The organism is Puniceibacterium confluentis (assembly GCF_007923445.1).
In the GTDB taxonomy this organism is placed as follows: Bacteria; Pseudomonadota; Alphaproteobacteria; order Rhodobacterales; family Rhodobacteraceae; genus Puniceibacterium; species Puniceibacterium confluentis.
On record NZ_VOJI01000006.1, the window covers coordinates 1 to 26,455 of the forward strand.

At 64.8% G+C, this 26,455-nt stretch carries 23 protein-coding genes; 16 read left to right on the plus strand and 7 right to left on the minus strand.

Annotated elements, in window-relative coordinates; all coding sequences use genetic code 11:
- Positions 1-435 (minus strand): IS110 family RNA-guided transposase (locus FOY53_RS08440; RefSeq protein ID WP_146587729.1); only part of this gene is annotated, 435 nt, incomplete at its 3' end.
- Positions 436-757: 322 nt separating this feature from the next.
- Here FOY53_RS08440 and dusA point away from each other — a divergent pair.
- From dusA to FOY53_RS08455, 3 genes are all read left to right on the plus strand, one after another.
- Positions 758-1,786 carry a tRNA dihydrouridine(20/20a) synthase DusA gene (gene dusA, locus FOY53_RS08445; protein WP_146587731.1) on the plus strand — a complete coding sequence of 343 codons (1,029 nt, stop codon included), beginning with the start codon at positions 758-760 and terminating at the stop codon, positions 1,784-1,786.
- Positions 1,787-1,868: 82 nt separating this feature from the next.
- Complete coding sequence (locus tag FOY53_RS08450) at positions 1,869-2,693, plus strand: sulfite exporter TauE/SafE family protein (RefSeq protein WP_146587733.1); 825 nt, start codon at positions 1,869-1,871, stop codon at positions 2,691-2,693.
- A gap of 5 nt (positions 2,694-2,698) precedes the next feature.
- A complete protein-coding gene (locus FOY53_RS08455; protein WP_146587735.1) occupies positions 2,699-3,466 on the plus strand; it encodes a hypothetical protein in 768 nt (255 codons plus the stop codon).
- Positions 3,467-3,521: 55 nt separating this feature from the next.
- Here the strand turns inward: FOY53_RS08455 and FOY53_RS08460 are convergent, their stop codons facing one another.
- The 3 genes from FOY53_RS08460 to ccmI form a co-directional block, all read right to left on the minus strand.
- Complete coding sequence (locus FOY53_RS08460) at positions 3,522-3,755, minus strand: DUF1289 domain-containing protein (RefSeq protein WP_146587737.1); 234 nt, start codon at positions 3,753-3,755, stop codon at positions 3,522-3,524.
- The gene (gene ruvX, locus FOY53_RS08465) at positions 3,752-4,246 is read right to left on the minus strand and encodes a Holliday junction resolvase RuvX (protein ID WP_146587739.1); all 495 of its coding nucleotides are present in this window, start codon (positions 4,244-4,246) and stop codon (positions 3,752-3,754) included. The genes FOY53_RS08460 and ruvX overlap by 4 nt, the downstream gene beginning before the upstream one ends.
- 91 nt (positions 4,247-4,337) lie before the next feature.
- The gene (gene ccmI, locus FOY53_RS08470; protein WP_186766548.1) at positions 4,338-5,570 is read right to left on the minus strand and encodes a c-type cytochrome biogenesis protein CcmI; all 1,233 of its coding nucleotides are present in this window, start codon (positions 5,568-5,570) and stop codon (positions 4,338-4,340) included.
- 188 nt (positions 5,571-5,758) lie between these two features.
- On the opposite strand from ccmI, the gene FOY53_RS08475 reads away from it, so the two are divergent.
- The 10 genes from FOY53_RS08475 to rarD all read left to right on the plus strand — a co-directional run bounded on the left by FOY53_RS08475 (position 5,759) and on the right by rarD (position 14,813).
- Entirely contained in the window at positions 5,759-7,006 is a 1,248-nt protein-coding gene (locus FOY53_RS08475) for a sarcosine oxidase subunit beta family protein (RefSeq protein WP_146587741.1), read from the plus strand.
- Between the two features lie 148 nt (positions 7,007-7,154).
- A complete protein-coding gene (locus FOY53_RS08480; RefSeq protein WP_146587743.1) occupies positions 7,155-7,478 on the plus strand; it encodes a hypothetical protein in 324 nt (107 codons plus the stop codon).
- 93 nt (positions 7,479-7,571) lie between these two features.
- Entirely contained in the window at positions 7,572-7,901 is a 330-nt protein-coding gene (locus FOY53_RS08485; protein ID WP_146587745.1) for a sarcosine oxidase subunit delta, read from the plus strand.
- A 62-nt stretch (positions 7,902-7,963) separates the two neighbouring features.
- Positions 7,964-10,981: a sarcosine oxidase subunit alpha family protein gene (locus tag FOY53_RS08490; RefSeq protein ID WP_146587747.1), complete on the plus strand. Its 3,018-nt coding sequence runs from the start codon at positions 7,964-7,966 to the stop codon at positions 10,979-10,981.
- Positions 10,974-11,540, plus strand: a complete 567-nt coding sequence (locus tag FOY53_RS08495; RefSeq protein WP_146587749.1) for a sarcosine oxidase subunit gamma — start codon at positions 10,974-10,976, stop codon at positions 11,538-11,540. Before FOY53_RS08490 ends, FOY53_RS08495 begins: the two co-directional genes overlap by 8 nt.
- 153 nt (positions 11,541-11,693) lie before the next feature.
- Positions 11,694-12,101, plus strand: a complete 408-nt coding sequence (locus tag FOY53_RS08500; protein WP_146587751.1) for a hypothetical protein — start codon at positions 11,694-11,696, stop codon at positions 12,099-12,101.
- Positions 12,102-12,195: 94 nt separating this feature from the next.
- Positions 12,196-12,798 carry a superoxide dismutase gene (locus FOY53_RS08505; RefSeq protein WP_146587753.1) on the plus strand — a complete coding sequence of 201 codons (603 nt, stop codon included), beginning with the start codon at positions 12,196-12,198 and terminating at the stop codon, positions 12,796-12,798.
- A 123-nt stretch (positions 12,799-12,921) separates the two neighbouring features.
- Entirely contained in the window at positions 12,922-13,152 is a 231-nt protein-coding gene (locus tag FOY53_RS08510) for a hypothetical protein (RefSeq protein WP_146587756.1), read from the plus strand.
- On the plus strand, positions 13,152-13,607 hold the full coding sequence (locus FOY53_RS08515; RefSeq protein WP_146587758.1) for a baeRF12 domain-containing protein: 456 nt from the start codon (positions 13,152-13,154) through the stop codon (positions 13,605-13,607). The genes FOY53_RS08510 and FOY53_RS08515 overlap by 1 nt, the downstream gene beginning before the upstream one ends.
- A gap of 291 nt (positions 13,608-13,898) precedes the next feature.
- On the plus strand, positions 13,899-14,813 hold the full coding sequence (rarD, locus tag FOY53_RS08520) for an EamA family transporter RarD (RefSeq protein WP_146587760.1): 915 nt from the start codon (positions 13,899-13,901) through the stop codon (positions 14,811-14,813).
- On the opposite strand, the gene FOY53_RS08525 is transcribed toward rarD, so the two are convergent.
- Positions 14,756-15,307, minus strand: a complete 552-nt coding sequence (locus tag FOY53_RS08525; protein ID WP_146587762.1) for an LOG family protein — start codon at positions 15,305-15,307, stop codon at positions 14,756-14,758. The two genes, rarD and FOY53_RS08525, sit on opposite strands and share 58 nt — an antisense overlap.
- A 111-nt stretch (positions 15,308-15,418) precedes the next feature.
- Here FOY53_RS08525 and FOY53_RS08530 point away from each other — a divergent pair, with 111 nt between their 5' ends.
- The 3 genes from FOY53_RS08530 (at position 15,419) to FOY53_RS08540 (ending at position 21,133) form a co-directional block, all read left to right on the plus strand.
- Entirely contained in the window at positions 15,419-16,960 is a 1,542-nt protein-coding gene (locus FOY53_RS08530) for a LysM peptidoglycan-binding domain-containing protein (protein ID WP_146587764.1), read from the plus strand.
- A 304-nt stretch (positions 16,961-17,264) separates the two neighbouring features.
- Positions 17,265-19,109 carry a PAS domain-containing sensor histidine kinase gene (locus FOY53_RS08535; protein WP_222435233.1) on the plus strand — a complete coding sequence of 615 codons (1,845 nt, stop codon included), beginning with the start codon at positions 17,265-17,267 and terminating at the stop codon, positions 19,107-19,109.
- Between the two features lie 197 nt (positions 19,110-19,306).
- Positions 19,307-21,133, plus strand: coding sequence for an ABCB family ABC transporter ATP-binding protein/permease (locus tag FOY53_RS08540; RefSeq protein ID WP_146587769.1), 1,827 nt, complete (start codon positions 19,307-19,309; stop codon positions 21,131-21,133).
- Positions 21,134-21,203: 70 nt separating this feature from the next.
- Here FOY53_RS08540 and FOY53_RS08545 read toward each other — a convergent pair whose 3' ends face one another.
- Both FOY53_RS08545 and FOY53_RS08550 read right to left on the minus strand, forming a co-directional pair.
- On the minus strand, positions 21,204-24,929 hold the full coding sequence (locus tag FOY53_RS08545; protein WP_146587771.1) for an efflux RND transporter permease subunit: 3,726 nt from the start codon (positions 24,927-24,929) through the stop codon (positions 21,204-21,206).
- Positions 24,926-26,239, minus strand: coding sequence for an efflux RND transporter periplasmic adaptor subunit (locus FOY53_RS08550; protein WP_146587773.1), 1,314 nt, complete (start codon positions 26,237-26,239; stop codon positions 24,926-24,928). The genes FOY53_RS08545 and FOY53_RS08550 overlap by 4 nt, the downstream gene beginning before the upstream one ends.
- Between the last annotated feature and the right edge of the window lie 216 nt (positions 26,240-26,455).

Here is a 26,455-nt window from a genome sequence, read left to right on the forward strand (position 1 = left end):
GGCCAGATGACCGCGCAGCGCATTTATGGCCTGAGTCCGCTGCCGGATCAGAAGATCGCGCACGCGGAACACCATGGCCGCGCCCTGGGTCTCTTCGCTCTTCACCGGAACGAAGCGCATCGTCGGCCGCAATGCCGCCTCGCAGATCGCCTCGGCATCGGCCGCATCATTCTTCTGCCGCTTCACGAACAGCTTGACGTAGGCGGGTGGGATCAGCCGAACGTCATGGCCCAGCTTGCCGATCTCACGACCCCAGAAATGAGCGCCGCCGCAGGCTTCCATCGCGACGACGCAGGCTGGCAGTTGTCCGAAAAACTCCAGCACCTGAGCGCGCCGTAACTTCTTGCGCAGGACCGCACAACCAGTGCCGTCGGCCCCATGCACCTGGAACACATTCTTCGCCAGATCGAGCCCGACCGTGATAATCTCCGACATGACCGTCCTCCTTTGTGGATCATCGCAGACCCACCTTGGCACATTGATGCCGTCGGGGGGCGGTCACATCATCAAAGCCATATCCGGGAAATCGGCTCGGAATTCAGGGCGCGTTTGGATCCGTGCCCTAAGTTCGATATCTCATCATCGATGCGCTGAAAGACCCGCGCTGCGGCGGGAAGCTGGTGCCGTTTCCATGATTGAGAACGGCCAGGCGGAGGGCGTGCGCGGCGGTGCAACAATTCGGCCGGGGTGCAACATTGTGTTGCACCGGGTGCAAAAACGGGGGCAAACAGGCCCCAAACAGAGGAAGACGGAACGGATGGCTGAGCAGGAAGACCCAATAAAACAAGGGAAATCGGACGTTGTCCGCGCCGCTCGCCTGTCCGTGGCACCCATGATGGACTGGACCGACCGTCATTGCAGATACATGCACCGTCTGCTTTCAAGCCGGTCGCTGCTGTACACCGAGATGGTCACCTCTCCGGCGCTCGTCAGGGGCGGGGCGCTGCATTTGCTGGACTTTCATCCCGATGAACATCCGGTTGCGCTGCAGTTGGGCGGCTCGGACCCGGCAGAGCTCGCGGCGGCGGCGCGGCTCGGGGCGCGCGCTGGGTATGACGAAATCAACCTCAATGTCGGGTGTCCGTCCGACCGGGTGCAGTCGGGTACGTTTGGGGCGATCCTGATGAAACAACCCGGTCTGGTGGCCGAGTGTGTCGCCGCGATGCAGGATGCCGTCGCCGTGCCGGTGACCGTCAAGTGCCGGATCGGAGTCGACGACCAGGACGCGGAAGACGTTCTGCCGGAATTCATCGCGCGTGTCGCGGCGACGGGCTGTGACCGGTTCATCATTCATGCCCGCAAGGCCTGGTTGCAGGGCCTGAGCCCGAAGGAGAACCGGGACATTCCGCCATTGGACTACGATCTGGTGCTGCGGATGAAGGGCCTGTTCCCGGCGCTGCACCTGTCGGTCAACGGCGGCATCACCTCGCTGGAGCAGGCGCAGGCGTTCCTGGACGCGGGTCTGGATGGCGTGATGGTGGGCCGTGCCGCCTACCATCAGCCCTGGGATATCCTGGCCCAGGCGGATGCACGGATCTTTGGCGAGATCGCCGCCACAGCGGACCCGGTCGACATCGCGCTGGCCATGATCCCCTATATCGAGGCGCATCTGGTCGCGGGCGGTCGGTTGCACCAGATCACGCGACACATGATGGGCCTGTTCGCGGGACGACCGGGCGGGCGGCTCTGGCGGCGGGTGCTGTCAGAAGGGGCCTCGAAGAGAGGGGCGGGGCCGGCGCTCATTCACCAGGCACTTGCGCGCATGCAGGCCGCACAACCCGCGTGATGAATGCCGGAGGGGGCCTTTGACCTTGCCATTGGCGGTCCAAGCCTGTCTATCACCGCCAACATCACACAGGAATCCGAGCATGGCCGACGTCAACACCCTTTTGCCGCTGATCAGCCTGCTGATGGTGGCCGGCGCGTTTGCCGGCTTGTTGGCGGGGATGCTGGGCGTCGGCGGCGGCATCGTGCATGTGCCGGCGTTTTTCTATGTGTTCCAGACCCTTGGCTATGACGGGCCCTACCTGATGCGGATCTGTCTGGCGACATCTCTGGCGGCGATCATCGTGACGTCGATGCGTTCCGTCATGGCGCATCAAAAGCGCGGCGCGGTCGACTGGGACATCCTGCGCAGCTGGGCTCCGGGGATCGCCATCGGCGCGTTGCTGGGGGTGATGATCGCGGCGGCGCTGCGGACCACGACGCTGCAGGTGATCTTTGGCGTCACCGCCTTTCTGGTCGGGCTCTACCTGGCGTTCGGGCGCCAGAGCTGGCGGCTGGGCGCACAAATGCCCGGTGGCCTGTTGCGGGCGCTGCTCTCGCCGGTTGTCGGGTTCCTGTCGGTGCTGATGGGCATCGGCGGAGGCAGCTTTGGAGTGCCGCTGATGTCGCTGTTCGGCGTGGCGATGCACCGGGCCGTGGCGACAGCGGCAGGTTTCGGCGTGCTGATCGCGGTGCCGTCCGTTGCTGTGTTCCTCCTGGTTGGCGTTCCGGTCGAGGCGCAGCCGCCCTACATGCTGGGCTCGGTCAACCTCGCGGCGTTTGCGGTGGCGGTGTCGATGACGCTGATCACGGCGCCGCTGGGCGCGCGGCTTGCGCATGCGATGGACGCAATGGTGCTGCGCCGGGTGTTTGCTGTGTTTATCCTGTTCGTTGCGTTAAACATGTTGCGCAAGGCGACGTGGGGATAAATCCGATGAACGATCGCGGCTGGTCTCGTTTCGCCGCTGATGCCGCCACACTGACCTGGGCCAGGGCGGCGCATCGTGCCGGGCTGCGGGTGGCGCGGGATCCCGAGATGCGGGCTGCCCACCTTGACTGTGATGGCACCTGGTTCGTCGGGGTCGATGCCTTGCCCACGGCCCCGGACGGCAGCATCGACGGCGTGCCGCTGCAAGGCCCGGCACTGGACACGCTGGACCCGCTGCCGCCGCTGCACCCGGCGCAGTTGTCGATCACCTATCCCGGTTACCCGCGTCCGCGCAGGGAGGACAGCGCGGCCGCGTTCCGGTACCGGCTGAACCGCGATTCGGCGCATGTCGACGGGATCATCGCCGAGGGCGACGCGCGGCGGCGCCGGATTCTCGAGCCGCATGCCTTCATACTCGGGCTGCCACTCACACATTGCGACGCAGGCGCCAGCCCGCTTGTGGTCTGGGAGGGCAGTCACGAAATTCTGCGCGCGGCGCTGCTCAGGGCGCTGGATCCCCATGATCCCCGGGAGTGGCACCGCATCGACGTGACCGAGGCATATCAGGCGGCCCGTCGTGTGGTGTTCGAGACCTGCCCGCGTGTGCCGTTGCGCGCCATTCCGGGCGAGGCGCTGCTGCTGCACCGCCTGATCCTGCACGGCGTCGGCCCGTGGGAGCCAGGAGCACAGGCCCCTCCCGAGGGCCGGATGATGGCCTATTTCCGCCCGCTGATGCCGGGCGGGGTCACAGCATGGCTGTCGTCGCGGCCGTGACACGCCGAAACGTGCCGGTGGGTCCGCAGGCAACCGGCGGATGCGCGGGGTGCTCTCAGCCGCGTGTCAGCCGCGCGGCGCGACCGCCGCGGCGTTTGCTCAACTGTCCCTGACGCGAGGGCAGTTCCGCCATCAGGCGACGGCGCTCTTCCGGCGGCATCTTCGACCAGCGGGTTATCTCGTCGATGCTGCGCAGGCAGCCGGTACAAAGCCGCGCCTCGGGATGGATGACGCAGATCTTGGTGCAGGGGCTGTCAATCTCGTTGCGCGTCCAGATGTCGTCACTCATGCGTCAGAGCCTGTCTGCGGGTAAAGTCGAATGTGGCGGAGCCGGTCCAGCACACCCTGAAGGATATACGAGGCGGCGACATGGTCGATCACCTCGGCACGACGCTTTCGCGACGTATCCGCCTCGAGCAGGGCACGTTCGGCGGCAACGGTGGACAGGCGTTCATCCCAGTAGGTGATCGCCCCGGGCCAGAGCCGTTCGAAATTGCGCGCAAAGGCCCGGGTGGACTGGCAGCGCGGTCCTTCCGAGCCATCCATGTTGCGCGGCAGACCCAGAACGACCCCGGCAACGTCGCGACCGGCGATGAGTTCCTGCAGGCGGGCGGCGTCGAGGGTGAACTTCTTGCGGCGAATGGTTTCCAGTGGCGTGGCGACGGTCAGCAGACCATCGGATGTGGCCACGCCGATGGTCTTCTCGCCCAGATCCAGGCCAAGGATCGGCCGGGCCCGGGGCAGCGTGGCGGCAAATTCCTCGATGGATTCAAGGATCATGGCATCACCGCCGCCCGGCAGCGGGGCAGGGGAACATCCCCCGCCGTTCCGCGGACCACTGCCGGTCGCCTCAGGTGCGGATACACCGGGGTCATTGGGCGATACCGGCGTTGCGCGCGCCTTCACGGACGATCTCCAGCGCGTCTTCCTTGCCGGCAAAGACCTCCTTGGCGTTGTCCCAGATGGCGATGGCCTGCGCCTGGTTGTCGAGCACACCATAGGCGCCGATCAGCCGGGCCCATTCCTGCGGTGTGCCGCCCTCGGTGGCAAGCCGGTCCGACAGACGCACCACCATGCTGCGAATCATCTCGATGCGCTGTTCCGGCGTCAGTTCCGCGGCTGCCGTGATGTCGTCCTGCGATGGGCCCGCCAGTGGCAGCGCGGTTTCCGGCAGGCGGTAGTCGGTGATCCCTGCGCGCAGGGCCATGTCCTCGATCTGGCCGGAGACCGGCGCCACCCAGGGATCCTCGGGGCGGCTTTCCCGCAGCAGGTTGTCCCACAGACGGAAAGCGGCATCCGGGCGCCCGGTCTGGGCCAGCATGAGCCCGCCGTAATACCGCGCCACGCCGTTGTCGGGGTCGCGCGCCATCGCCGCGTCCAGTGCGGCTTCGGCCTCGGGCGAGACATAGCCCCCTGCCGCCAGCACCATCATGTCGGCCAGATCGGCGTAATCCTTGGCGCTGGCGGAATCGCCTTTCAGCCGCAAGATCTGTTGCTGGGCTTTGTAGGCCCGGGCGAAATGACCCAGCGCCGCCTCGCTGCGGGCCAGCAGGACATGTCCCTGCAGGTCGTCCGGGCGTTCGGCCACCGCTTCCCGCAGCCGCAGCACGAGGTCGACATATTCCTGCGGCGCCTCTGGCTGCGTGGTCTCGGGCAACTGCGCTTCGGCTTCTTGTTGACGGGGGCGGTTCTGACGGGCATCAGCCGCCGCCGCGATCCGGGCCTGCAGGCCCAGATCACCATAGCCCGGTGCACCGAGCCGGGTGTAAAGCCAGCCGCCGCCACCCACGAGCACTCCTGCGATCAACAGCGCGGCCATCAGCGCCACGCCCTGTGGCTGCGTTGCCCCGCCGGTATCGCCGCGCACTTCGGAATCCGCTGCCAGCAGCCGACGCGACACTTCGGCCCGCAGCCGCTCGCCGTCTTCCTCGCCGATGGTGCCCCGCGCCAGATCCCGTTCCACCTCGCGCAGCTGGTCTCGGTAGACCTGCATGTCGAAGGCCTGCACCGGCCCGGTGTCCCGCCGTCCGCGCAACAGCGTCAGGACCAGCAGGCCGGTCATCGCAAGCGCAAGCCCGGCGCAAAGGCTCCAGAACAAAATCATGCGGTCTCCCCAACCGTGTCGTTTCTGCCTGACATCTAATGCGCGGGGGCCTCCGACAAAAGGGGCAAATCCCCGACATCTCGCCGCATGTCGCAACTGCGCGATGTTGTGACGGTTGCGGCATTGGTCTCAAACGTGCTCCAGTCCACATAACGTCCAACGCCTCCCATGGATCAGAATCGAGTGCCATGAAACGCTATTCCGCCTTTGCCATCGCCCGAGAGGCCCTGCGTCATCATTCGGGATGGGAGCGTGCCTGGCGCAAGGCCACGCCGAAGAAAAAGTACGATGTGGTGATCGTCGGCGCCGGCGGACATGGCCTGGCCACCGCCTATTACCTTGGCAAAAACCATGGCATCCGCAATGTGGCGATCCTTGAAAAGGGCTGGCTCGGCGGTGGCAACACCGGACGCAACACCACGATCATCCGCTCGAACTACCTGCAGGATCCCTCGGCCGCGATCTACGAAAAGGCCCGCAGCCTCTACGAGACGATGAGCCAGGATCTGAACTACAACGTGATGTTCTCGCCGCGTGGCGTGATGATGCTGGCCCAGACCCATCACGAGGTGCGCGGCTACGAGCGCACTGCCCATGCCAATGCCCTGCAAGGGGTCGACACCCAGTTCATCGGCCCGGAAAAGGTCAAGGAACTGTGTCCGATCATCCGTCTGGACGGCCCGCGTTATCCGGTGCTCGGCGCGCTCTGGCAGCCGCGCGGTGGCACTGCGCGTCATGACGCCGTGGCCTGGGGATACGCGCGGGCCTGCTCGGACATGGGCATGGACATCATCCAGCAATGCGAGGTCACGGCTGTACGCTCCGAAGCGGGCAAGGTCCGGGGCGTGACCACCAACAAGGGCGAGATCGACTGCGACAAGCTGGCCATCGTCGTCGCCGGTCACTCCGGGGTGCTGGCACAGATGGCCGGCTTCCGGCTGCCGATCGAATCCGTGGCGCTGCAGGCGCTGGTCTCCGAGCCGATCAAGCCGATCATGGACGTGGTGATCATGGCCAACACCGTGCACGGCTACATGAGCCAGTCCGACAAGGGCGAAATGGTGATCGGCGGCGGCACCGACGGCTACAACAACTACACCCAGCGCGGCTCGTTCCATCACGTCGAGGAAACCGTGCGCGCACTGATCGAGACCTTTCCGATGCTCTCGCGGCTGAAGATGCTGCGGCAGTGGGGGGGTATCGTGGATGTCACCGGCGACCGCTCGCCCATCCTGTCCAGAACGCCGCTGGCGGGCTGCTTCGTGAACTGCGGCTGGGGCACCGGCGGCTTCAAGGCGATCCCCGGCTCGGGCTGGGCCACCGCCGAGATGATCGCCCGCGGCGAGCCGGGACCACTGGCCTCGGCCTTCGGGCTTGACCGCTTCCGCGAAGGGCGTTTCATCGACGAATCCGTGGCCGCCGGAGTGGCGCACTGATGCCTCGGTCCGGCGTCATGTCCCCGCTGCCCTGTGCGGCGCCAACTGGCGAAAAATCGCCGGGTCCGGACTTTGGCAGTATTGGCGGGAACCTGCGTGCGCTGTCGGTCGTTGCCTCTGCAACAGACCACCACACAGGAGCACCGACATGGCCGAACCGTACAACACCCCGCCGCACACCACCCCTCCGCAATCGCCGCCGCCCTCCAGCACCACAACCACCACAACCACGAATTCCGGCGGCAACACCGGCATGGCCTTCATCGTCGGCATCCTCGTCGTCGTTGTCGCGGTTCTGGCCTTTGTCATGTTCGGTGGCGATAACGACGGTGGCGAAACCGCGTCGAGCCCGTCCGATGTCAACATCACCGTCGAAGGTACCGGGGATGCAGCGTCCGACGCGGGCACGGCCATCGAAAGCGCTGCGGAAGCTGTCGAGGGCGCTGCCAAGAGCGCAACCGAAGGCAACTGAGCCGACACATCTTTTCTCTTGCGACCGGACCGGCCCCGCCCAGCGCGGGACCGGTCTTTTGGCGTTCGCCCCCCGTCCGGAAGGAGCCACATCGTGCTGATCCTCGAATGTCCCTATTGCGGCGTCAAGGCCGAGGAAACCGAACTGCACGGCGGTGGTGAGGCGCATCTCGTGCGCCGGGGCCCCGACAGTTCCGATGACGCCTTCGAGAGCTACCTGTTCCAGCGCCAGAATCCCAAGGGCGTGCATTTCGAACGCTGGCGCCATGCCTACGGCTGCGGCAAATGGTTTCACGCCGCCCGGTGCACCGCGACTCTCGAAGTCTTCGGCACCTACAGCGCCCAGGTCAGCGAACCACCGCAGCAGATCCGCGACCGCATCGCCGCCCGGCGGCCCGGCTGGTCGTGGAGTGATCAGGGATGATGTTTCTTCTCTTTGCAAATACTCGAGAATCCGCCCCGACACCCAGCGCAGAGGTCTAAGACATGAGCACCCGACTCGCCACCGGCGGCCGCCTGACCGACCGCTCCAAACCGATGAGTTTCCGTTTCAACGGTCAGAACCTGCGCGGTGTGCAGGGCGACACTCTGGCCTCGGCGCTGCTGGCCAGCGGCCAGTTGCTGATGGGGCGCAGTTTCAAATATCACCGACCGCGCGGCCCGGTTGCCTCCGGCGCCGAAGAGCCGAACGCGCTGGTCAATCTCGGGCAGGGCGCGCGGTTCGAGCCCAACCAGCGCGCCACCACAACCGAGCTGTTCGACGGGCTGACCGCCACCAGCCAGAACCACTGGCCCAGCCTCAACTTCGACGTGGGCGCGGTCAACACCCACCTCAGCCGCTTTCTGCCTGCCGGCTTCTACTACAAGATGTTCATCCATCCGCGCCCGCTGTGGAAACACTTCTACGAACCGATCATCCGCCGCTCGGCCGGTCTCGGAGCCGCGCCTGACGCCGAAACCGTCGATGCCGATACCTACGAACATTTCTACGCCTTCACCGATGTGCTGATCCTCGGCGGCGGCGTTGCCGGGCTTCAGGCGGCGCTTGGCGCCGCAGGGTCCGGGGCCCAGGTGCTGTTGCTGGAACAATCGGCGGACTGGGGCGGCCGCACCCCGGTCGATGGTGGCGAGATTGACGGAAAACCGGTACAGGACTGGATCAATGACGCTGTCCAGGCCCTTGGGAACATGGACAATGTCACGCTCAGAAACCGCACCATGGGGGCAGGGGTCTATGACCACGGCTATGCGCTCGGCTACGAGCGGCTGAACGATCACGCGCCGGAAGCCGCCGGCCCGCGCCACCGGCTCTGGCGCATCCGCGCGCGGCAGATCGTCACCGCGACAGGCGCCATCGAACGTCCGCTCAGCTTTGCGGGCAACGATGTGCCCGGGGTGCTGCTCGCTTCGGCGGTGCGCGACTATGTGGTGAACTACGGGGTCTCGATCGGCGACCGCACCGTGGTCGTCACCAACAACGACGACGCCTATCGCACCGCGATCTGCCTGCAGGAGCACGGCCTCGACGTACCGGTGATCCTCGATGCGAGGCCGCAGGGCGGCGGCGCACTGATGCAGCAGGCCGAAGCCCTCGGCATCCGGGTGCTCAGGGGCAAGGCCATCGCCTCGGTCCAGGGCAGCCGCAAGGTCACCGGTGTCACCATCTGCGCCCAGGCCGGCGAGGGCGCGGTGCTGGAAACCATTGCCTGCGACGCGGTTGCCATGTCCGGCGGCTGGTCCCCGGTGGTGCACCTGTGGTCGCACTGCGGCGGCAAACTCGTCTGGGATGAACAACAGGCGTTTTTCCGTCCCGATCTTGGCAAGGCGCCGACCGGCCATGACGGCACGCCCTTTGTGATCCCGGCCGGGGCCGCCAACGGCTACATTCACCTGCGCGACACCCTGACCGACGCCACCACCGCCGGTGTGTCGGCTGCCACCGCCGCCGGATTCAAGCCGAAGAGCACGGCCGTGCCGCAGGCCCCGGAACAGCCCGAGGCGCCGATGATGGCGGTCTGGCTGATGCCGCAGGGCGCGAATGTCGCGCTGCGCGCAAAGGCCTGGCTGGATTTCCAGAACGACGTCAAGGTCTCGGATATCCAGCTCGCGGCGCAGGAAGGGTATGAATCCGTCGAACACGCCAAGCGCTACACCACGCTGGGCATGGCCACGGATCAGGGAAAGCTTAGCAACATCAACGGTCTGGCGACCCTTTCTCGGGCGCTTGGGGCTGATATTCCCAGCGTCGGCACCACCACCTTCCGCCCGCCCTATACCCCGATCTCGATGGGGGCCATCGCCGGTCAGGCGCGGGGCGAGATCTTTCAGCCCGTACGCGAGACTCCCTTGCACCAGTGGCACCAGAGCCACGCCGCGCACTGGGAACCGGTCGGTCAGTGGCGCCGTCCCTACTGCTTTCCCCAGGGCGGCGAGACCGTGGAGCAGGCGGTACAGCGCGAGGTCATCGCCACCCGCGCCAGCCTTGGCCTGCTCGATGCCTCGACCCTGGGCAAGATCGTTGTCAAGGGGCCGGACGCGGGCCGCTTTCTCGACATGCTCTACACCAACATGATGTCGACCCTGCCGGTGGGAAAATGCCGCTATGGTCTCATGTGCAGCGAGAACGGGTTCCTGATGGATGACGGCGTTGTCGCCCGGATCAGTGACGACACCTGGCTCTGCCACACCACCACCGGCGGTGCCGAGCGCATTCACGGTCACATGGAAGAGTGGCTGCAAACCGAATGGTGGGACTGGAAGGTCTACACCGCGAATGTCACCGAGCAATACGCCCAGATCGCCGTGGTCGGCCCCAACGCCCGCAAGCTGCTGGAAAAGCTGGGCGGCATGGATGTGAGCAAGGATGCCTTGCCGTTCATGCAGTGGAGCGACGGCACACTGGCGGGAATCCCGGCGCGGATCTTCCGCATCTCGTTTTCCGGCGAACTCAGTTACGAGGTGGCGGTGCCGGCCTCGCAGGGGCTTGCGCTCTGGGAAATGCTGCATGCGGCGGGCGCCGAATGGAACGCCACCGCCTACGGCACCGAGGCGCTGCACATCCTGCGGGCGGAAAAGGGGTTCATCATGATCGGCGATGAAACCGACGGCACCGTGATCCCACAGGATCTCGGTCTGGGCTGGGCCATTTCGAAGAAGAAGGCGGATTATATCGGCAAGCGCGCCCAGGCCCGCAGCCATATGACGGACCCGACGCGCTGGCAGCTGGTCGGACTTGAGACCGCAGATGGGTCGGTGCTGCCGGACGGTGCCCTTGCCGCCGCGCCGGGCAAAAACGCCAACGGCCAGCGCAATACCCAAGGGCGGGTCACCTCGACCTACCATTCGCCGACGCTGGGCCGGGGCATCGCCATGGGTCTGGTCCTGAACGGACCGGAGCGCATGGGCGAAACGCTGGAGTTCAGCAAGCTCGACGGCACGACCGTGCCGACAAAAATTGTCAACGCCGTGTTCTTTGACCCGGAAGGGGAGAAACAGAATGTCTGAGCCTGTAAGCGCACTGAGCAACGCCTCTTTTGATGGTCTGGTGCATGTGCAGGAGGCCGGGCTGCACGGCATGATCGCGCTGCGGGGCGATCTGGACAGCGAGGCACTGCAGAGCGCCGTCACCAACAGCGCCGGTGTCGGGGTGCCGGCGCCCCGCACCGTGGTTTTTGACGGGGCGCGGGGGGCCGCATGGATGTCGCCGGACGAGCTGCTGGTGTTCTGTCCCTATCCCGAGGCCGGCGCCACCCTGGCGCAGTTGACGGATGCGCTCGGCGGGGCACATGCCCTTGCGGTCGATGTCTCGGATGCCCGGGCTGTATTCGAGGTGCGCGGGCCCCGTATGCGCGAGGTGATCGCCAAACTTGCGCCGGTGGACATGTCCGCCGCCGCCTTTCAACCCGGGACGATCCGACGGACCCGGTTTGCCCAGGTCGCGGCTGCGGTCTGGCTGGTCGACGACGCGGAGGCCCGGATCGTGTGCTTCCGATCTGTGGCGCCCTACATGTTCGCCCTGCTGTGCACTGCGGCGGCACCCGGCGGCGAGGTCGGCATGTTCTGATAGTGCCCGGCATGTCGCAAGTCTGCCCTGAGCCGGGCGGCAGCGCGCGGTTTGGCCCGTCAGCAGCAACTATTTCCCGGCCAACCCTGTTCAGTTCGGGAAGTTGCCCTTAGGCTCGCAGGGCTGACAGCGTGTCACACAAGGGATGATTTTGTGCTCAGAGCCATAATGCTGGCGGCCTGCCTGTTCGCCGCCCCGATGGCCAAAGCGGCACAGACCTATGTTTGCCGTATCCAGGAACATGGAAACAGCGGCTGGATTCCCGAAATCCTGTTCCTCGGAGTCGAGGACGACAACAGCAGTGTTGTGGTATCGGACCCGCTGATCCTGTATTTCAACGACCGCGCCCCGGTGCGGGGCCGGGTGGCGATGGACAACCCCCGGCGCAAGACATTTGTCTGGACCATCCCGGCCAGAACCCGGTCGGGACAGTATGCCCGGCACCTGCAATACACCGCAACCTACGTCAAGGCCGCCGGCCGGATGCTGGTATCAGCAACCCCGCCCGGTTTTGGCAGCCATTACAGCGGCGAAGGAACCTGTCAGGTCGAGCAGCGTTGAACCACAGCGGACAAAGCGCGCTCGGACTTGACCTTGGGGCTGCGAGGCATCAGGTATCACTCAGCGATTTTCATAACACGAGAGGGCACATAAAATGGCTTTTGAACTTCCGGATCTTCCCTACGCACACGACGCACTGGCCAGCAAGGGCATGTCCAAGGAAACGCTCGAGTTCCACCATGACATCCACCACAAGGCCTATGTCGACAACGGCAACAAGCTGATCGCCGGCACCGAATGGGAAGGCAAGTCGGTCGAGGAGATCGTCAAGGGCACCTATGACGCCGGTGCCGTGGCTCAGTCGGGCATCTTCAACAATGCCAGCCAGCACTGGAACCACACCCAGTTCTGGGAGATGATGGGACCGGGCGGCAACGACATGCCGGGCGAACTGGAAAGCCGTATAACCGACGCGTTCGGTTCGGTCGACAAGTTCAAGGAAGCGTTCGCGGCCGCGGGTGCCGGTCAGTTCGGCTCGGGCTGGTCCTGGCTGGTTGTGGACGGTGACGGCACGCTCAAGATCACCAAGACCGAGAATGGCGTGAACCCGCTGTGTTTCAACCAGACCACGCTGCTGGGCTGCGATGTGTGGGAACATTCCTACTACATCGACTTCCGCAACAAGCGTCCGGCCTACCTCACCAACTTCCTCGACAATCTGGTGAACTGGGAAAACGTGGCTTCGCGTCTGGGCTGAACCCTTCAGGACCGGTGACATTCCGTGACACGCCCCGCAGGAAACTGCGGGGCGTTTTGCATTTGTCGGGGAACGCCGTGCCTCTGCGGGCGTTGATATGACACACAACCAAGGAGAGTTCCGATGGCAGAGCGTCACAGATCCAAGGACGGCAGAAGCGAAACCGAAGAAGTGCTTGGTCAGAACCCGGCAGAGATGAAGCCGGCACCGTCGCAGCAAGGCCGCGCGGATGGCCAGCTGCAGCGCAAGGTCGGCACCCGCGACGAAGGCAAGCAGTACGACGAAACCTCTGCCGGCGTGACCCGTGCGTTGGGGCAGGACAAGAACAGCAGCGGCGACAAGGAGAAGGTGTGATGGCCATTCTCACCCGAGGCACCTGGGTGCTGGTCGCTGACAGTGAAAAGGCGCTGTTCCTGCGCAACGATCTGGACGACATGAACCCCGATCTGAACGTCGTCCGCATCGAGCAGCAGGACAACCCGTCAAACCGGGAGCAGTCAGCCAACCGCCCGGGGCGGATGCATGACAACGGGCCGGGCCAGCGTTCGGCGTACGACGACACCGACTGGCACCAGCTTGCAAAGGACCGCTTTGCCGACGAACTGGCAGAGATCCTCTACAAACAGGCCCACAGAGGTGCCTTCGAGCGGATCATTCTGGTCGCGCCACCTGCCACCCTTGGCGAGCTGCGCAGCAAGCTGCACAAGGAAGTGTCTGACCGCGTGGTTGCAGAGATCGACAAGACCCTGACCAATCACCCGTTGGACAAGATCGAGTTGCTGTTGCGCGATCTGCTTGAAACCACCTGAGCCACGCGGGGCGCAGTCCCCGGTGTGCGGCCGGCCCGGCGGTGGCGCCGGGGTGGAGCACGCCGCAGACCCCAGATTTCGAAAGAAACATCAGTCTGATCCGCGCCGGTCGGTGATCGGCGCGGACGCCTGTCGATCTGGGGCAGCAGTAAATGCAGTAAGTCCTGGGCAGAGGCGCCACAAAGGCTGGACCGCGGCAGCAACCGCCAGCCGGGGACATCCGCGCCCGGTTGCTGCCGGGCAGGGGGCGCGGTAGAACGCGCCTCACAGGGACCATGCAGGAAGACCCAGATGCAAAGCGCACGCGCCGGAGTATTCGCGATGGTGGCCAGCTGCACCATCTGGGGCCTGTCGCCGCTGTATTACAAGATGCTTTCTCAGGTGCCGCCGCTCGAAGTTCTGGCGCATCGCACCCTCTGGTCAGCGGCGTTTTTTGTCGCGGTTCTGCTGGTGCAGGGGCGGCTTGAACGACTCGGATCGGCTCTGGACACAGCGCGAAGCGTGGTGATCCTCGCGTTTGCGGCGCTGATGATCTCGACCAACTGGTTCCTGTTCATCTTTTCGGTTCAGAACGGCCACACGACCGAAGCGTCGCTGGGATATTACGTCTATCCGCTCGTGGCGGTGCTGCTGGGCATGATCGCCTTCGGTGAGCGGTTGGGCAGCTTGCAGGCCTGCGCCGTCGGACTGGCGGCAGTGGCAGTTCTGATCCTGTCCGTGGCGCTGGGGACGCCGCCGTGGGTATCGCTGATCATCGCACTGAGTTTCGGTCTGTACAGTGTGGTCAAGAAATCGCTGACCGTCGGTCCGGTGGTTTCGGTGACGGCCGAGGTGCTGCTGCTGTCACCGCTGGCGGCCGGCTGGCTGTGGCACCTGCATCAGGGCAGCGGTGGCGTCTTTGGCGATGATGCTGCGACCAGCGCCCTGTTGATGATCTCGGGTCCGTTGACGGCAATCCCGCTCATCCTGTTTTCCTACGCCAGCCAGCGGGTCACCATGGCCACCGTCGGCCTTGTGCAATATCTGAACCCGACGTTGCAGTTTCTCTGCGCCGTGCTTGTGTTTGGCGAACCGTTCGGGCCTGTCGACGCGGTGGCCTTCGGGCTGATCTGGACCGCGTTGGCGCTGTATTCCGGCGCGTCGCTGCGTCAGGACAGGCTGCGCCGCAGGGCGTCCAGTACGGCGCTGGCCGACCCTTCGCTCTGAACAAAGTCCAGCAGGCTGCTGTCGGCAAAGCCCTGCGCGACCACGTGGTCGAGCAGACCCAGCAGCGGATCCCAGTAACCCGCCATGTTGAACAACACGATCGGTTTGGCGTGAAGGCCCAGCTGTCTCCAGGTCAGCACCTCAAAGAATTCGTCCAGCGACCCGGCACCACCCGGCATCACCACGATGGCATCGGCGTTCATCACCATGACCTTTTTGCGTTCATGCATGGTTTCGGTGACGACAAAGTGGGTCAGGTCGGTCTTGCCCACTTCGAGGGACAGCAAGTGCTGGGGCATCACACCGAAGGTTTCTCCGCCCGCGGCCTGCGCGGCACGGGCCACAACCCCCATCAGGCCGACATCCCCGGCACCGTAGACCAGCCGCCAGCCCGCGGCGGCAATGTCTCGACCCAGTGCTTCGGCCTGTCGGGCAAACTCCGGATTCGCGCCGGAACGGCTGCCACAATAGACACAGATCGATTTCATTGTCATAATTAAGGTCCTGACGGCGTTGTGGTTTTGACCGGTGATAACGCTCTTGTTATACACCCTCAACCGTTCAGAGCGCCGCAGCACTGCCCGGGATGGGGCAAAGGAAAACGGATGGCCAGAATCGGTATATTGCAGGGTGGGGGCGGAGTGGCTCTTGGGGCCACCGCCGCACTTGCGCTGACGCTGGCAGGACTGGCGCTGTCGGGCCGCCTGGCGCCGCGCGATCCCGAACCCGAGACTGCGAGTTCATCGGCGCCCGTCGCCGGGGACCTTTCGGGCAACCTGTCCGGTGGCGAGGCGCCGCAGCCTGCACCCGCCGCTGTGCCGGTCACGGACCCGCCTTCGGCGGCGGTGGATGCGGTCGGGCCGCAGCCGGTCGATCCGGATGCGGGCGACGTTGTGTTGCCCAGTTTCGATATCGTGCGTGTGCAGCCGGACGGCGAAACGCTGGTCGCGGGCATTGCCGCGCCGAATGGTCCGGTCGAGGTCCTGATCGACGGTCTGCTTGTCGCCACGACGCAGACCGATGCCACCGGAAAGTTCGTGAGCTTCATCAGCCTTGCCCAGGCGGATCTCGCCCGGGTGATCAGCCTGCGGGTGCCGTCGCCGACCGGTGCGCTCGACTCGGCTGACCAGGTCATCCTTGCGCCATCCTCGCAAGCCGCCATCGACGCGTCGGACATGGCACAGGACACGGGCGCGGGTGATGCCGCGCAGACCCCGTCGGCCTCCGGGCTGTCGACCACGGCCGCGGGTACCGATGCGATTGCCCCTGCACAGGACGACCCGCTGTCGGCGGCCGACGTCGCGCCGCCTCAGTCCGGACCGGCGGCGCCGGTTGCGGCACTGGCAGGGGACAGCGGCGCGGAACCGGCCCAGACCGCGGCCTTGCAGGCGGAAGACGTTGCCGAAGCGGTCGCAGGCGCAGCCATCACCGTCACCGCAGAAGAGGCCGCCACCGAGGCGGTGGCCGCGCTGTCCGCTCCGGATGCGGGCGCGGCGACGCCGACCGTACTGGATGTGACGCCGGACAAGCCCGGGACCGCGGGCGCGGCGGACACCGATCCCGCGCCACCTGCCACGACAACGGCACCGGCATCGGGGCAGGCACCGACCGTGATCCTGTCGAACAGTACGGGCGTCCAGGTGTTGCAGGCGCCGTCGGGACCCACGGCGCGGCCGGTCGTCCAAAGTGAGGTCGCGCTGGACGCGATCACCTATGAAGATGATGGTGCGGTCGTGCTCACCGGGCGGGGCAGGGGCGCGGACAGCGTGCGCATCTATCTGGACAACCGTCCGGTCAGCGCGTCGCAGATCGGTCCTGACGGGCGGTGGCAGGTGCTGCTGCGCGATATCGCCAGTGGCACCTATACCCTGCGTGTCGACCAGCTTGGTCCACGGGGCAGCGTCACGTCGCGAGTCGAAAGCCCGTTTCTGCGCGAAACTTCCGATGCAGTGGCGGCAGCCTCAGCAAGGGCCGGGGATGCGGCGGTCCAGGCTGTCACCGTCCAGCCCGGAAACACGCTTTGGGCCATCGCCCGTGACCGCTATGGCGAGGGCATTGCCTATGTCCGCGTTTTCGAAGCGAACAAGGAAGCGATCCGCGATCCTGACCTGATCTACCCCGGGCAGGTGTTCACCATTCCCGAGTGACCAGCTTGCCGGGACTGTGCCCGGAGCGCGGCGAACCGGGCGAGGCGAAGCCTGACAAACCGTGCACCCCGGCCATCACCGGCAGGCCGGCGTGCACGGTTTGTCTGCCCGGGTGACGTGGGCTGGTGACAGCGCGGGCCGAATTCGTACTAAATGCGATCCAGACATTGAACTTGATTTTCAGCGATGCATATCGTGCTAAATTAGCATCGCTTGACTCTGATCCTCTGGGGCGCTGCCCGCAAAGAAGGAACGTACGGAGATGTCCTCGACGACCCTGAGCAGCCTGCCGCAAGGTGCAGGCATGGATATATCGCAGCCGTTGCTCGATGCGATGTCGAGTGCTGTGTACACGACGGACAGCAACGGCATCATCACGTATTTCAATCCGGCTGCCGCCAGACTCTGGGGCCGTGAGCCGACCGTCGGAGTGAGCAAGTGGTGCGGGTCGTTCCGAATACAGTCCCTGGACGGAACGCCGATGGCGCATGAGGACTGTCCCATGGCGGTCTGCCTGAAAACCAACCAGCCGCTGAGCAACCGGGAGATCCTTGTCGAGAACCCGGACGGCGCTCTCAAACATGTACTGGTGTCACCGCAGCCAATCCACAACACCGCGGGCGAGATGATCGGCGCCATCAACACGATCAACGATATCACCGAGCTCCGCGAGATCGAGCGTGCCCGGGACACCAGCAACCTGCTGACCGAATCGATCCTGCGCAACAGCAAGGACTGTATCAAACTGCTGGATCTCGACGGGACCCTGCAATCCATCAACCCCTGTGGCTGCACCAGCCTCGAACTGTCGCACGCAGACGAAGCCGTGGGTATGAATTACTTCGATTTCTGGCAGGGTGGTGACCGCGGTGCAGCACTGGAGGCAAGCCGGTCCGCCCTTCGGACCGGCTCCGGCCGTTTCACTGCCGACTTCGTCAACCAGTCCGGCAAGGTGACGACCTGGGACGAAATGCTGTCCCTGATCAGCGATGCTGACGGCACACCGACCGGTTTTCTGGTCATCTCTCGCGACATCACCCGGGAGTTGCGCGAGGCACGGGAAAAGGCACAGCAGCTGGCCTTGCAAAAGGCGCTGAGTGAAATCGGCGCCCTGGCTCTGGCAAAGGGCTCGTTCCAGGAATTCATGGATTACACCATCGCGCTGGTGGCCGAGGTTCTGGAACTGCCGCTGGCCAAGATTCTGCCCTATGCGGATCAGGCGGATCACCTTTGGCTGGCCGCCGGTGTTGGCTGGAAAAGCGGTCTGGTCGGACAGGCCAGAGTCGGTGTCGAACTGGCGTCGCAGGCGGGTTATACCCTGTCAGTGCAGGGCCCTGTCGTCGTGCGGGACTTGCAGAGCGAAACCCGGTTTGATGGCCCGGCACTGCTGCATGACCACGGGGTGCGCAGCGGCATAAGCGTGACGATACCGGGGTCCGGGTCGCGCCCGTTTGGCGTCATCGGCGTGCATGATACCAAATTGCGCGACTTCAGCGAGGGTGAGGTCGAGTTTCTGGTCACCGTTGCGAACCTGATCGCCAGTTGCCACCGGCAGCACGAATTCGGCAAACGCCAGATGCTACTGGTCCGCGAGATCGCGCACCGGTCAGGCAATATGCTGCAATTCGTCACCTCGGTGTTCAATCAGACCGTGCGCAACTCGGAAAACCTGACCGAAGCGAAATCAAAGTTCGAGGTGCGTCTGGCGCAGATGTCGCGATCCAACCTGCTGATCAGCAATGAGGGCTGGACCAAATGCGGTGTGCGGGACCTGGTGGCGCAGACGCTCGAGCCGTTTGAGGGTCGGACAGAGATCAAGGGACGCGACGTGATCCTGGCGGCGGATCTGTGCTTTGATCTGGGTCTGGTCCTGCACGAACTGGCGACAAATTCCAGCAAATACGGAGCTTTTTCCGGCGCGGACGGTCGCGTTTCCCTGAGCTGGAATGTCGTTTCGAGAGAGGGTGGCAAGGATTTTGTACTGACCTGGCGCGATGTGCGCGGTTGTGCGGCGGTGGTTGCGCCCAGCACCGGGTTCGGGACCAAGCTGATCCAGCAGCTGATTGAATCAAAATGGTTCGGCAAGGTGACGACGGAATTTGAGCCGGAGTTCCACTTTACTCTCAGCTTGCCGCTGCCTGCCGAGTGAAGCCACCTTCATCGACGCCTGGCTGCGCGTCTTTCTGAGCGCAGATCCGGTGTCGGCGCGGTGTGACCGTACCGCGGACAATTGTCCCTGCAACTGTGCCAAAGCGGCGCCTGCATGGCCGCCATGCTCGCGGTGCGGGCTCTGGCCATTTCGGGCGCTCCGGTCTATTCCGTCCCGGTATGGATCAAGGAAACACGATGCCGCCAGATGCCGCGCCGGAGCCGGAAACCGCAGAACTTGCCCGCGAAGAGCGCGCCTCGGGTTGGCGCACCATCCGCCGTGTGGCCCCGTATCTCTGGCCGGCGGATGCGCCGTGGGTTCGCCATCGGGTGACGCTGTCGCTTGTGTTGCTGCTGGTGGCCAAGCTGATCGCCGTCGGCACGCCGCTGCTGTACAAGGCGGCCGTCGACACGCTGGGTGGCGAAGTGCCGGATCTGGCGCTGGGCGCGATCGGACTGACCGTTGCCTACGGCATGGCGCGGCTGATGACCGTGGGCTTTCAGCAACTGCGCGACGGGATCTTTGCCCGGGTCGGGCAGCGTGCCCTGCGGGCGCTTGCGCTCGAAACCTTCAGTCATATCCACCACCTGTCGATGCGTTACCACATCACCCGCAGGACCGGCGGGCTGTCGCGGATCATCGAGCGCGGCGTCAAGGGGGTCGATTTCCTGCTGCGCTTCATGCTGTTCAGCGTCGGGCCGCTGGTGCTCGAACTGCTGCTGATCGCGGGGGTTTTGTTCTTTCTGTTCGACGTCTGGTATCTGGTCGTGGTCGCGGTCACCATCGGCCTTTATGTGTGGTTCACCTTCAAGGTGACGGAATGGCGGGTGAAGCTGCGCCGCGAAATGAACGATCAGGACACCGATGCCAACCAGAAGGCCATCGATTCACTTCTGAACTTTGAAACCGTCAAATATTTTGGTGCCGAAACCCGCGAGGCCCGGCGCTATGACCGGGCAATGCAGGGTTACGAGGCGGCGGCGGTGAAGACCGCGACCTCGCTGGCATTCCTCAACTTTGGCCAGTCGGTGCTGATCACCGCCGGCCTGGTCGGGGTGATGGTGATGGCCGCGGTGGGGGTCCAGCGCGGTGCCCTGACGGTGGGCGATTTTGTCATGGTCAACGCCTACATGATCCAGATCACCATGCCGCTGAACTTTCTGGGCACGGTCTACCGCGAGATCCGCCAGAGCCTTGTCGATATGGGCCAGATGTTCGATCTGCTGGGCCAGCCCGCCGAAGTGACCGACAAGCCCGGAGCGCGCGCGATTCAGGTGTCAGGCGGGGTGGTCGAGCTGAAAGACATCCGTTTCGGCTATGACGCCGAGCGGCCGATCCTCAAGGGCGTGTCGCTGAAGGTCGGCGCGGGCGAAAACGTGGCGCTGGTCGGCCCGTCCGGGTCGGGCAAGTCGACCATCGGGCGGCTGCTGTTCCGGTTCTATGACGTGACCGGCGGCGCGCTGACCATCGACGGGCAGGACGTGCGTGACGTGACGCAGGACAGCCTGCACCACGCCATCGGTGTGGTGCCGCAGGACACGGTGCTGTTCAACGACACCATCCGGTACAACATCGCCTATGGCCGCGATGGCGCGACCGATGACGAGATCATCGCCGCCGCGCGTTCGGCGCAGATCCACGACTTTATCTCGCAGTTGCCCGAGGGGTATGACACCATGGTCGGTGAACGCGGGCTGAAGCTGTCGGGCGGAGAAAAGCAGCGGGTGGGGATCGCCCGCACCCTGCTCAAGAACCCTCCGATCCTGTTGCTGGACGAGGCGACAAGCGCGCTGGACACCGAAACCGAGGCCGAGATCCAGTCGGCCCTGCGCGTCGCCGCCGAAGGCCGCACCGTGATCACCATCGCGCATCGTCTGAGCACCATCGCCGATGCTGACCGCATCGTGGTGCTGCAGGACGGCGAAGTGATCGAGAGCGGCACGCATGACGTATTGCTGGCGCGGCAGGGACGTTACGCCCAGCTTTGGCAACGCCAGCAGGCTGACGAGGAAGAAGCCGCCTGACAGCGACGGCGGCGCGGGTTCTTTCGCAAGATATCACACCGCCGACGCGCTTTGGTTCGCGGGCGGGCCGCTATTCGGCGGCGCGCAGGGGCAGTTCCGGCTGCTGTTGCAGGTCACGCTGCGCGGGGGCGTCGTCTTCCCACAGGATTTCCGGAGCGTGAATGCGCCGGGCGGCGCGCTGCAATGCCCAGTCGCGTGCGGCCCGGCTCGACCGTCCCAGGGAAAGACGGGCCAGAAGCCGTGCGAACCAGCGCACATAGGTCACGAACCACACCCGCAGGGCCAGCATCGACGGTGTAAAGACCAGCGTCAGCACCGTGGCGATACCAAGGCCAAAGACCACTGCCGTCGCCAGTTGCTTCCACCACAGCGCGGTGGGGGAATCGATGGAATACCCGCCGCCGAAGAAATCCAGGCTCAGCCCGAACATCATCGGCGCCAGGCCCGCCATGGTGGTGATGGTGGTCAGCAGGACCGGGCGGATGCGGTCCTCGGCGGTGCGCACGATGGCTTCGATCCGCGGCATGTAGCGTTCGTATTCCTGATAGGTGTCGATCAGCACGATGTTGTTGTTCACCACGATCCCGGCCAGCGCGACGATGCCGGTGCCGGTCATGATGATGCTGAAGGTCTGGCCCATGACCAGCATGCCGATCAGCACCCCGGCGGTGGACAGGACCACAGCCAGCAGCACCAGCGTGGCGTTGTAAAAACTGTTGAACTGCGCCAGCAGGATGATGAACATCAGCCCCAGAGCGGCGCCGAACGCCTTGCCCAGGAACGCCTGGCTTTCTTCCTGCTCTTCCTGATCGCCGGTCCATTCGGTTTCGATTCCGGCGGGCAGGGGGCTGGTGGCCAGCCATTCGTTCAGCAGGGCGATGCGTTCGTTGCCATTGATCGGCACGACGCGCAGATCGCCCTCGGTCAGGTCTTCGGAGACGGCCTCGCGGTCAAAGCCGTCCGAGAGCGAGACGAGGGCATATTGCGTTCCGCTCGGATCACGCAGCGAATCCTGCAAGCTCCTGCCGTCTTCCAGCACCTTGACGATGGCCTGCGTCTGCGCGCCATCGGCAGTGTCGCCGACCAGTTTGGCAAGGTTCGGCGTGACGTCGGCCTTGACGTCGAAATACCGTTTCTGGTCGATCCGGTTGATCTCGGCCAGCTTGGCCACCGGTTTGCGGCTGACAAAGTTCGTCAGGGGCACCAGACCGTCAGCCGTGCGCACCTTGAGCGTGTCCAGAGTGGACAGCAGGCGGTATTCTTCGGGCAGGCGGACGCGGATGTCGATTTCCTCGTCCGAACTGTCGACCCGCATGGTGTCGAGCAGGATGCCGCGGGTCACCAGTTGCACCATGGCGCCGACAACGGCGACATCCGCACCATAGCGGCCGGCCTTTTCCACATCGACGTCGATCTGCCAGTCGATGCCGGGCAGGGGCAGCGTGTCCTCGACCTGGACCAGACCGGGGGTCGCTTCGAACCGCGCGCGCGCCTGGGCCGTCGCATCAAGCAGCGCCTGCCAGTTCTGTCCCTTGAGGCGCAGGTGCACCGGCTTGCCGCTGGCCGGACCCTGGGCCAGTTCCGTGACTTCGGTCTTGATGCCGGGAATCTTCGCCAGTTCGGCGCTGAGCTCGTCAATGACGACGTTGCCGTCCAGATCGGGGCGGTCGGCGCGGTCCTCCCAGGGAATGGTTTCGAACTGCACCTGACCGATGGCATCCTTGGGCCCCTGCGCACCGCCGGTGTTGTTGTTCAGGCCCCCCTCGCCGGCAAAGGCAAAGACGGTCTTCACACCGGGATGCGCCTGCACCACCGCTTCGGCCCGCTGCACCAGGGCGTCTTTTTCGGTCAGGCTCAGGTTGCCGCGGGCGCGGATATAGACGATCGCCTGCTCGGGTTCGGATTCGACAAAGAATTCGACACCGTTGTTGTTGGCTCCGAAGTAGCTGAAGGTCGAAACCACAAAGAAACCCACCAATCCGATGGTCACCAGCGGCATCACCGGATTGCCCGCGATGGCGGTGATGAACCAGCCGAACAGGGTTCTGCGGTACCGCCCGTCGATACGCTTCTTGCGGCGTTCGATCCGGGCCGCGCCCATCACGATCGAGGCCGACACCGCGAACAGCAGGAACACCACGATCCCCGGGAGCATGCCGGCAAAACCGGCGGCCAGGGGCGGAAAGAGATAGGCGGGGTTGAGGATCATCATCGCGCCGACAAACATGCCAAACAGCACAACCGGCACCAGGGCCAGGCGGACCAGCCAGGGCAACCGCCGCTTCAATGCGCCGGTGGCCCGGTCGAGGATCCGCGAGAACCGTCCGGTGACACCACCCATGACCGGCAGATAGACCAGTGCCACAACCAGCGAAGCCGAGAGCACGAAGATCAGGGTGACCGGCAGCATTCCCATGAACTCCCCCGGCACCCCGGGCCAGAACAGCATCGGCATGAAAGCGCACAGCGTTGTGGCCGTGGACGACACAACCGGCCAGAACATCCGCTTTGCGGCCTCGACATAGGCGCTCATCGGGCCGGACCCTTCGGAAATCCGCTTGTCGGCATATTCGACGACGACGATGGCGCCGTCGACCAGCATGCCCACGGCAAGGATCAGGCCGAACATCACGATGTTGGAAACGCTGATGCCCATCAGGGCCAGAAAGGCAAAGCAGAGCAGGAACGAGGTCGGAATTGCGAACCCCACCAGAAGCGCGGGGCGGGTGCCGAGGGCGGCCAGAACCACGATCATCACCAGCGCGATGGCGGTCAGCACCGACCCCTCGAGCTGGCTGACCATGCTGGCAACCTGCCGGGACTGATCGTTCGAAGTGCCGGACTTGACCACGGCGCGCAGTTCCGCCGGCCAGGCCGCCTGTGCGGCGGCGACCTCGGCGTTGACCAGAGTGACGGTATCAATCAGGTTATAGCCCTTGCGCTTGACCACCTGCAGCGCAACGGTGTTCTCGCCGTTGAAACGCGCAATGCCGGTGCGGTCCTCGAAGGTCAGCGAGATGCGCGCCAGATCCCCCAGTGTCACAACCCGGTCACCGTTCACCTTGACCGGCAGTTCGTAGATGTCCTGCGCGGAATCGAAACTCGACGGGATCTTGATCGCGAAGCTGCCGGTCGCCGTTTCGACCTCTCCCGCCGCAATCAGCTGGTTGTTGTTCTGCACCACCGCCAGCAACTCGCCGGCGGTCACGTTGTAGGATTCCAGCCGCAGCGGGTCGATCTGGACCTCAAGCATCTCGTCCCGGTTGCCGGCAATCCCGGCCTCAAGCACCGCGTCCAGCGATTCCAGCCGGTCCTGCAGGTCCTTGGCGACCCGCGCCATGGTGCGTTCCGGCACCGGGCCGGTCAGGTTGACGATGATGATCGGAAATTCGGAGAAATTGATTTCGTTGATCGTGTATTGCTCGGCGCCTTCCGGGAATTTTGCCTGTGCCTTGGTCATGGCGTCGCGCACATCGGCCAAGATCTTGGTCTTGTCCCAGCCGAATTCGAATTCCATCGACACGCCGGCATAGTTTTCCGCAGCGGTGCCGCCCAGCGATTTCAGACCGTCCAGATCCGACAGCTCGGTTTCCATCGGTTTGACCAGCAGCGTCTCGGAATCCGCCGCCGAGATCCCGGGGAAGGGAACCGAGACGAACAGCGCCGGGATTTCGATGTCCGGCTCGCCTTCTTTCGGCAGGGCGACATAGGCATAGGTGCCCACCACAAGCGACAGCACGATAAAGGCAATCACCATGCGGGCGCGGCCGGCGGCCCAGTCGACGATACCGGTCATTGCAGGACATCCTCATAACTGGGCGCGACCGGAACACCATCGGTGACATATTCCTGGCCGACGGTGATGATGCTGACCCTGTCCGGCAGGCCGGTCACGAGCATGCCTTGGGGCGTGTCGCGCAAGACCTCGACCGGCAGGAACGCCGCCAGTCCGTCGGCATCCACCGTGCGCACCCCGAGGGCGCCTTCGTCGTTCAGGGTCAGTGCCGACTGCGGCACCAGATGCGCCGGTGCGCCTTCGGCCTGCACCGCAATTTCCGCCGTCTGTCCGGCCCGCAGTCCAAGGTCAGGGTTCGGCACCGTGACTTCGACGCGGAAGGTGCGGGTCAACGGATCGGCACTGCGCGACAGAAAGGTCACGCGTCCCTCGACCGTACCGCCCTCGGTCAGGCGGGCACGCACGGGCGCGCCGACCTCGATACGGCCGACACCCACTTCGGGAACAAAGCCGACCAGCTTGATTGGGTCCAGCTGGAGGATGGTTGCGCACAGCGCGCTGCCGCCCTGTGACTGCATCAAACTGCCCAATTCCGCGGTGTCCGTTTCCAGCAGGCCGGCAAATGGCGCGTGGATCGTCAGACGGTCAATCTCGGTCTGCGCGCGGGCCACCGCCGCCTCGGCGCTCTGGATCGCGGCGTCAACCGCCTGCATGCCCGATTGCGCCGCCTTGAGCCCGGCCTCGGCGCTGCTCACCGCCGCTTCGGCACTGCGTTTGCCGGCCTGTGCCCCGGCGACTCGCGTGTCGCTGGCAAAACCGCCCTGCGACAGCTTTGTGGCGGCATTTTCGGTGATCTGGGCTTCTTCCAGCCGGGCGCGGGCCTCTGCGAGCCGGGCCTCGGCTTCGGGAACGCGGGCTTCGGTTTCGGGAATGCGCGCGCGCGCCTCGAGCAGCATGCCTTCTGCCTCGGCCAGACTGGCGAGGCTGGTGCCGGGGTCCAGCCGGCACAGCACCTGGCCCTGTTCGACAAACGCGCCTTTGCGCAGCGGCACCGACACAACCTTGCCTGAACTCTCGGCCTGAACGTCCACTTCGCGCAGGGCCTGGGTTTCGCCGCGCAGAACCACGGCGTTGTTGACCTCGCGGGCCACCGAATGGATTGCGACCACTCCCACCGCACCCTGCGCCTGGGTCTCGGCGGCGGCTTCGGCCACCGTGTCTGGCTGTGGTGCTTCAGGGGGCTGCGCCGTCTCGGCGCTGCGGACCGGACTCATCTGCCGGGCGAATTCAAGCAGGCGCTCACGCTCGATCACCAGCGCGTAGAGCACCGCAGCCACGATCAGGGCAGTGAGGATCGGAATAAGGCGCATGCGGAATTTCCTGTTTCGGGCAATGGGCGGACCGGAGGGGCTGATTCCTGACCGGCACTGCGAAAATACACTGAACTGACTGGTTCAGATAAAATACCGCACGACTTTTTACAAGAATTAGCGCGCGTGTATGTCAGAATACATGCCACAAAATGTCACTATCGCATCAATTGGCGGAAAAAGCGCAGTGAACTGGCGGCGTGCGGGCGAACCGGG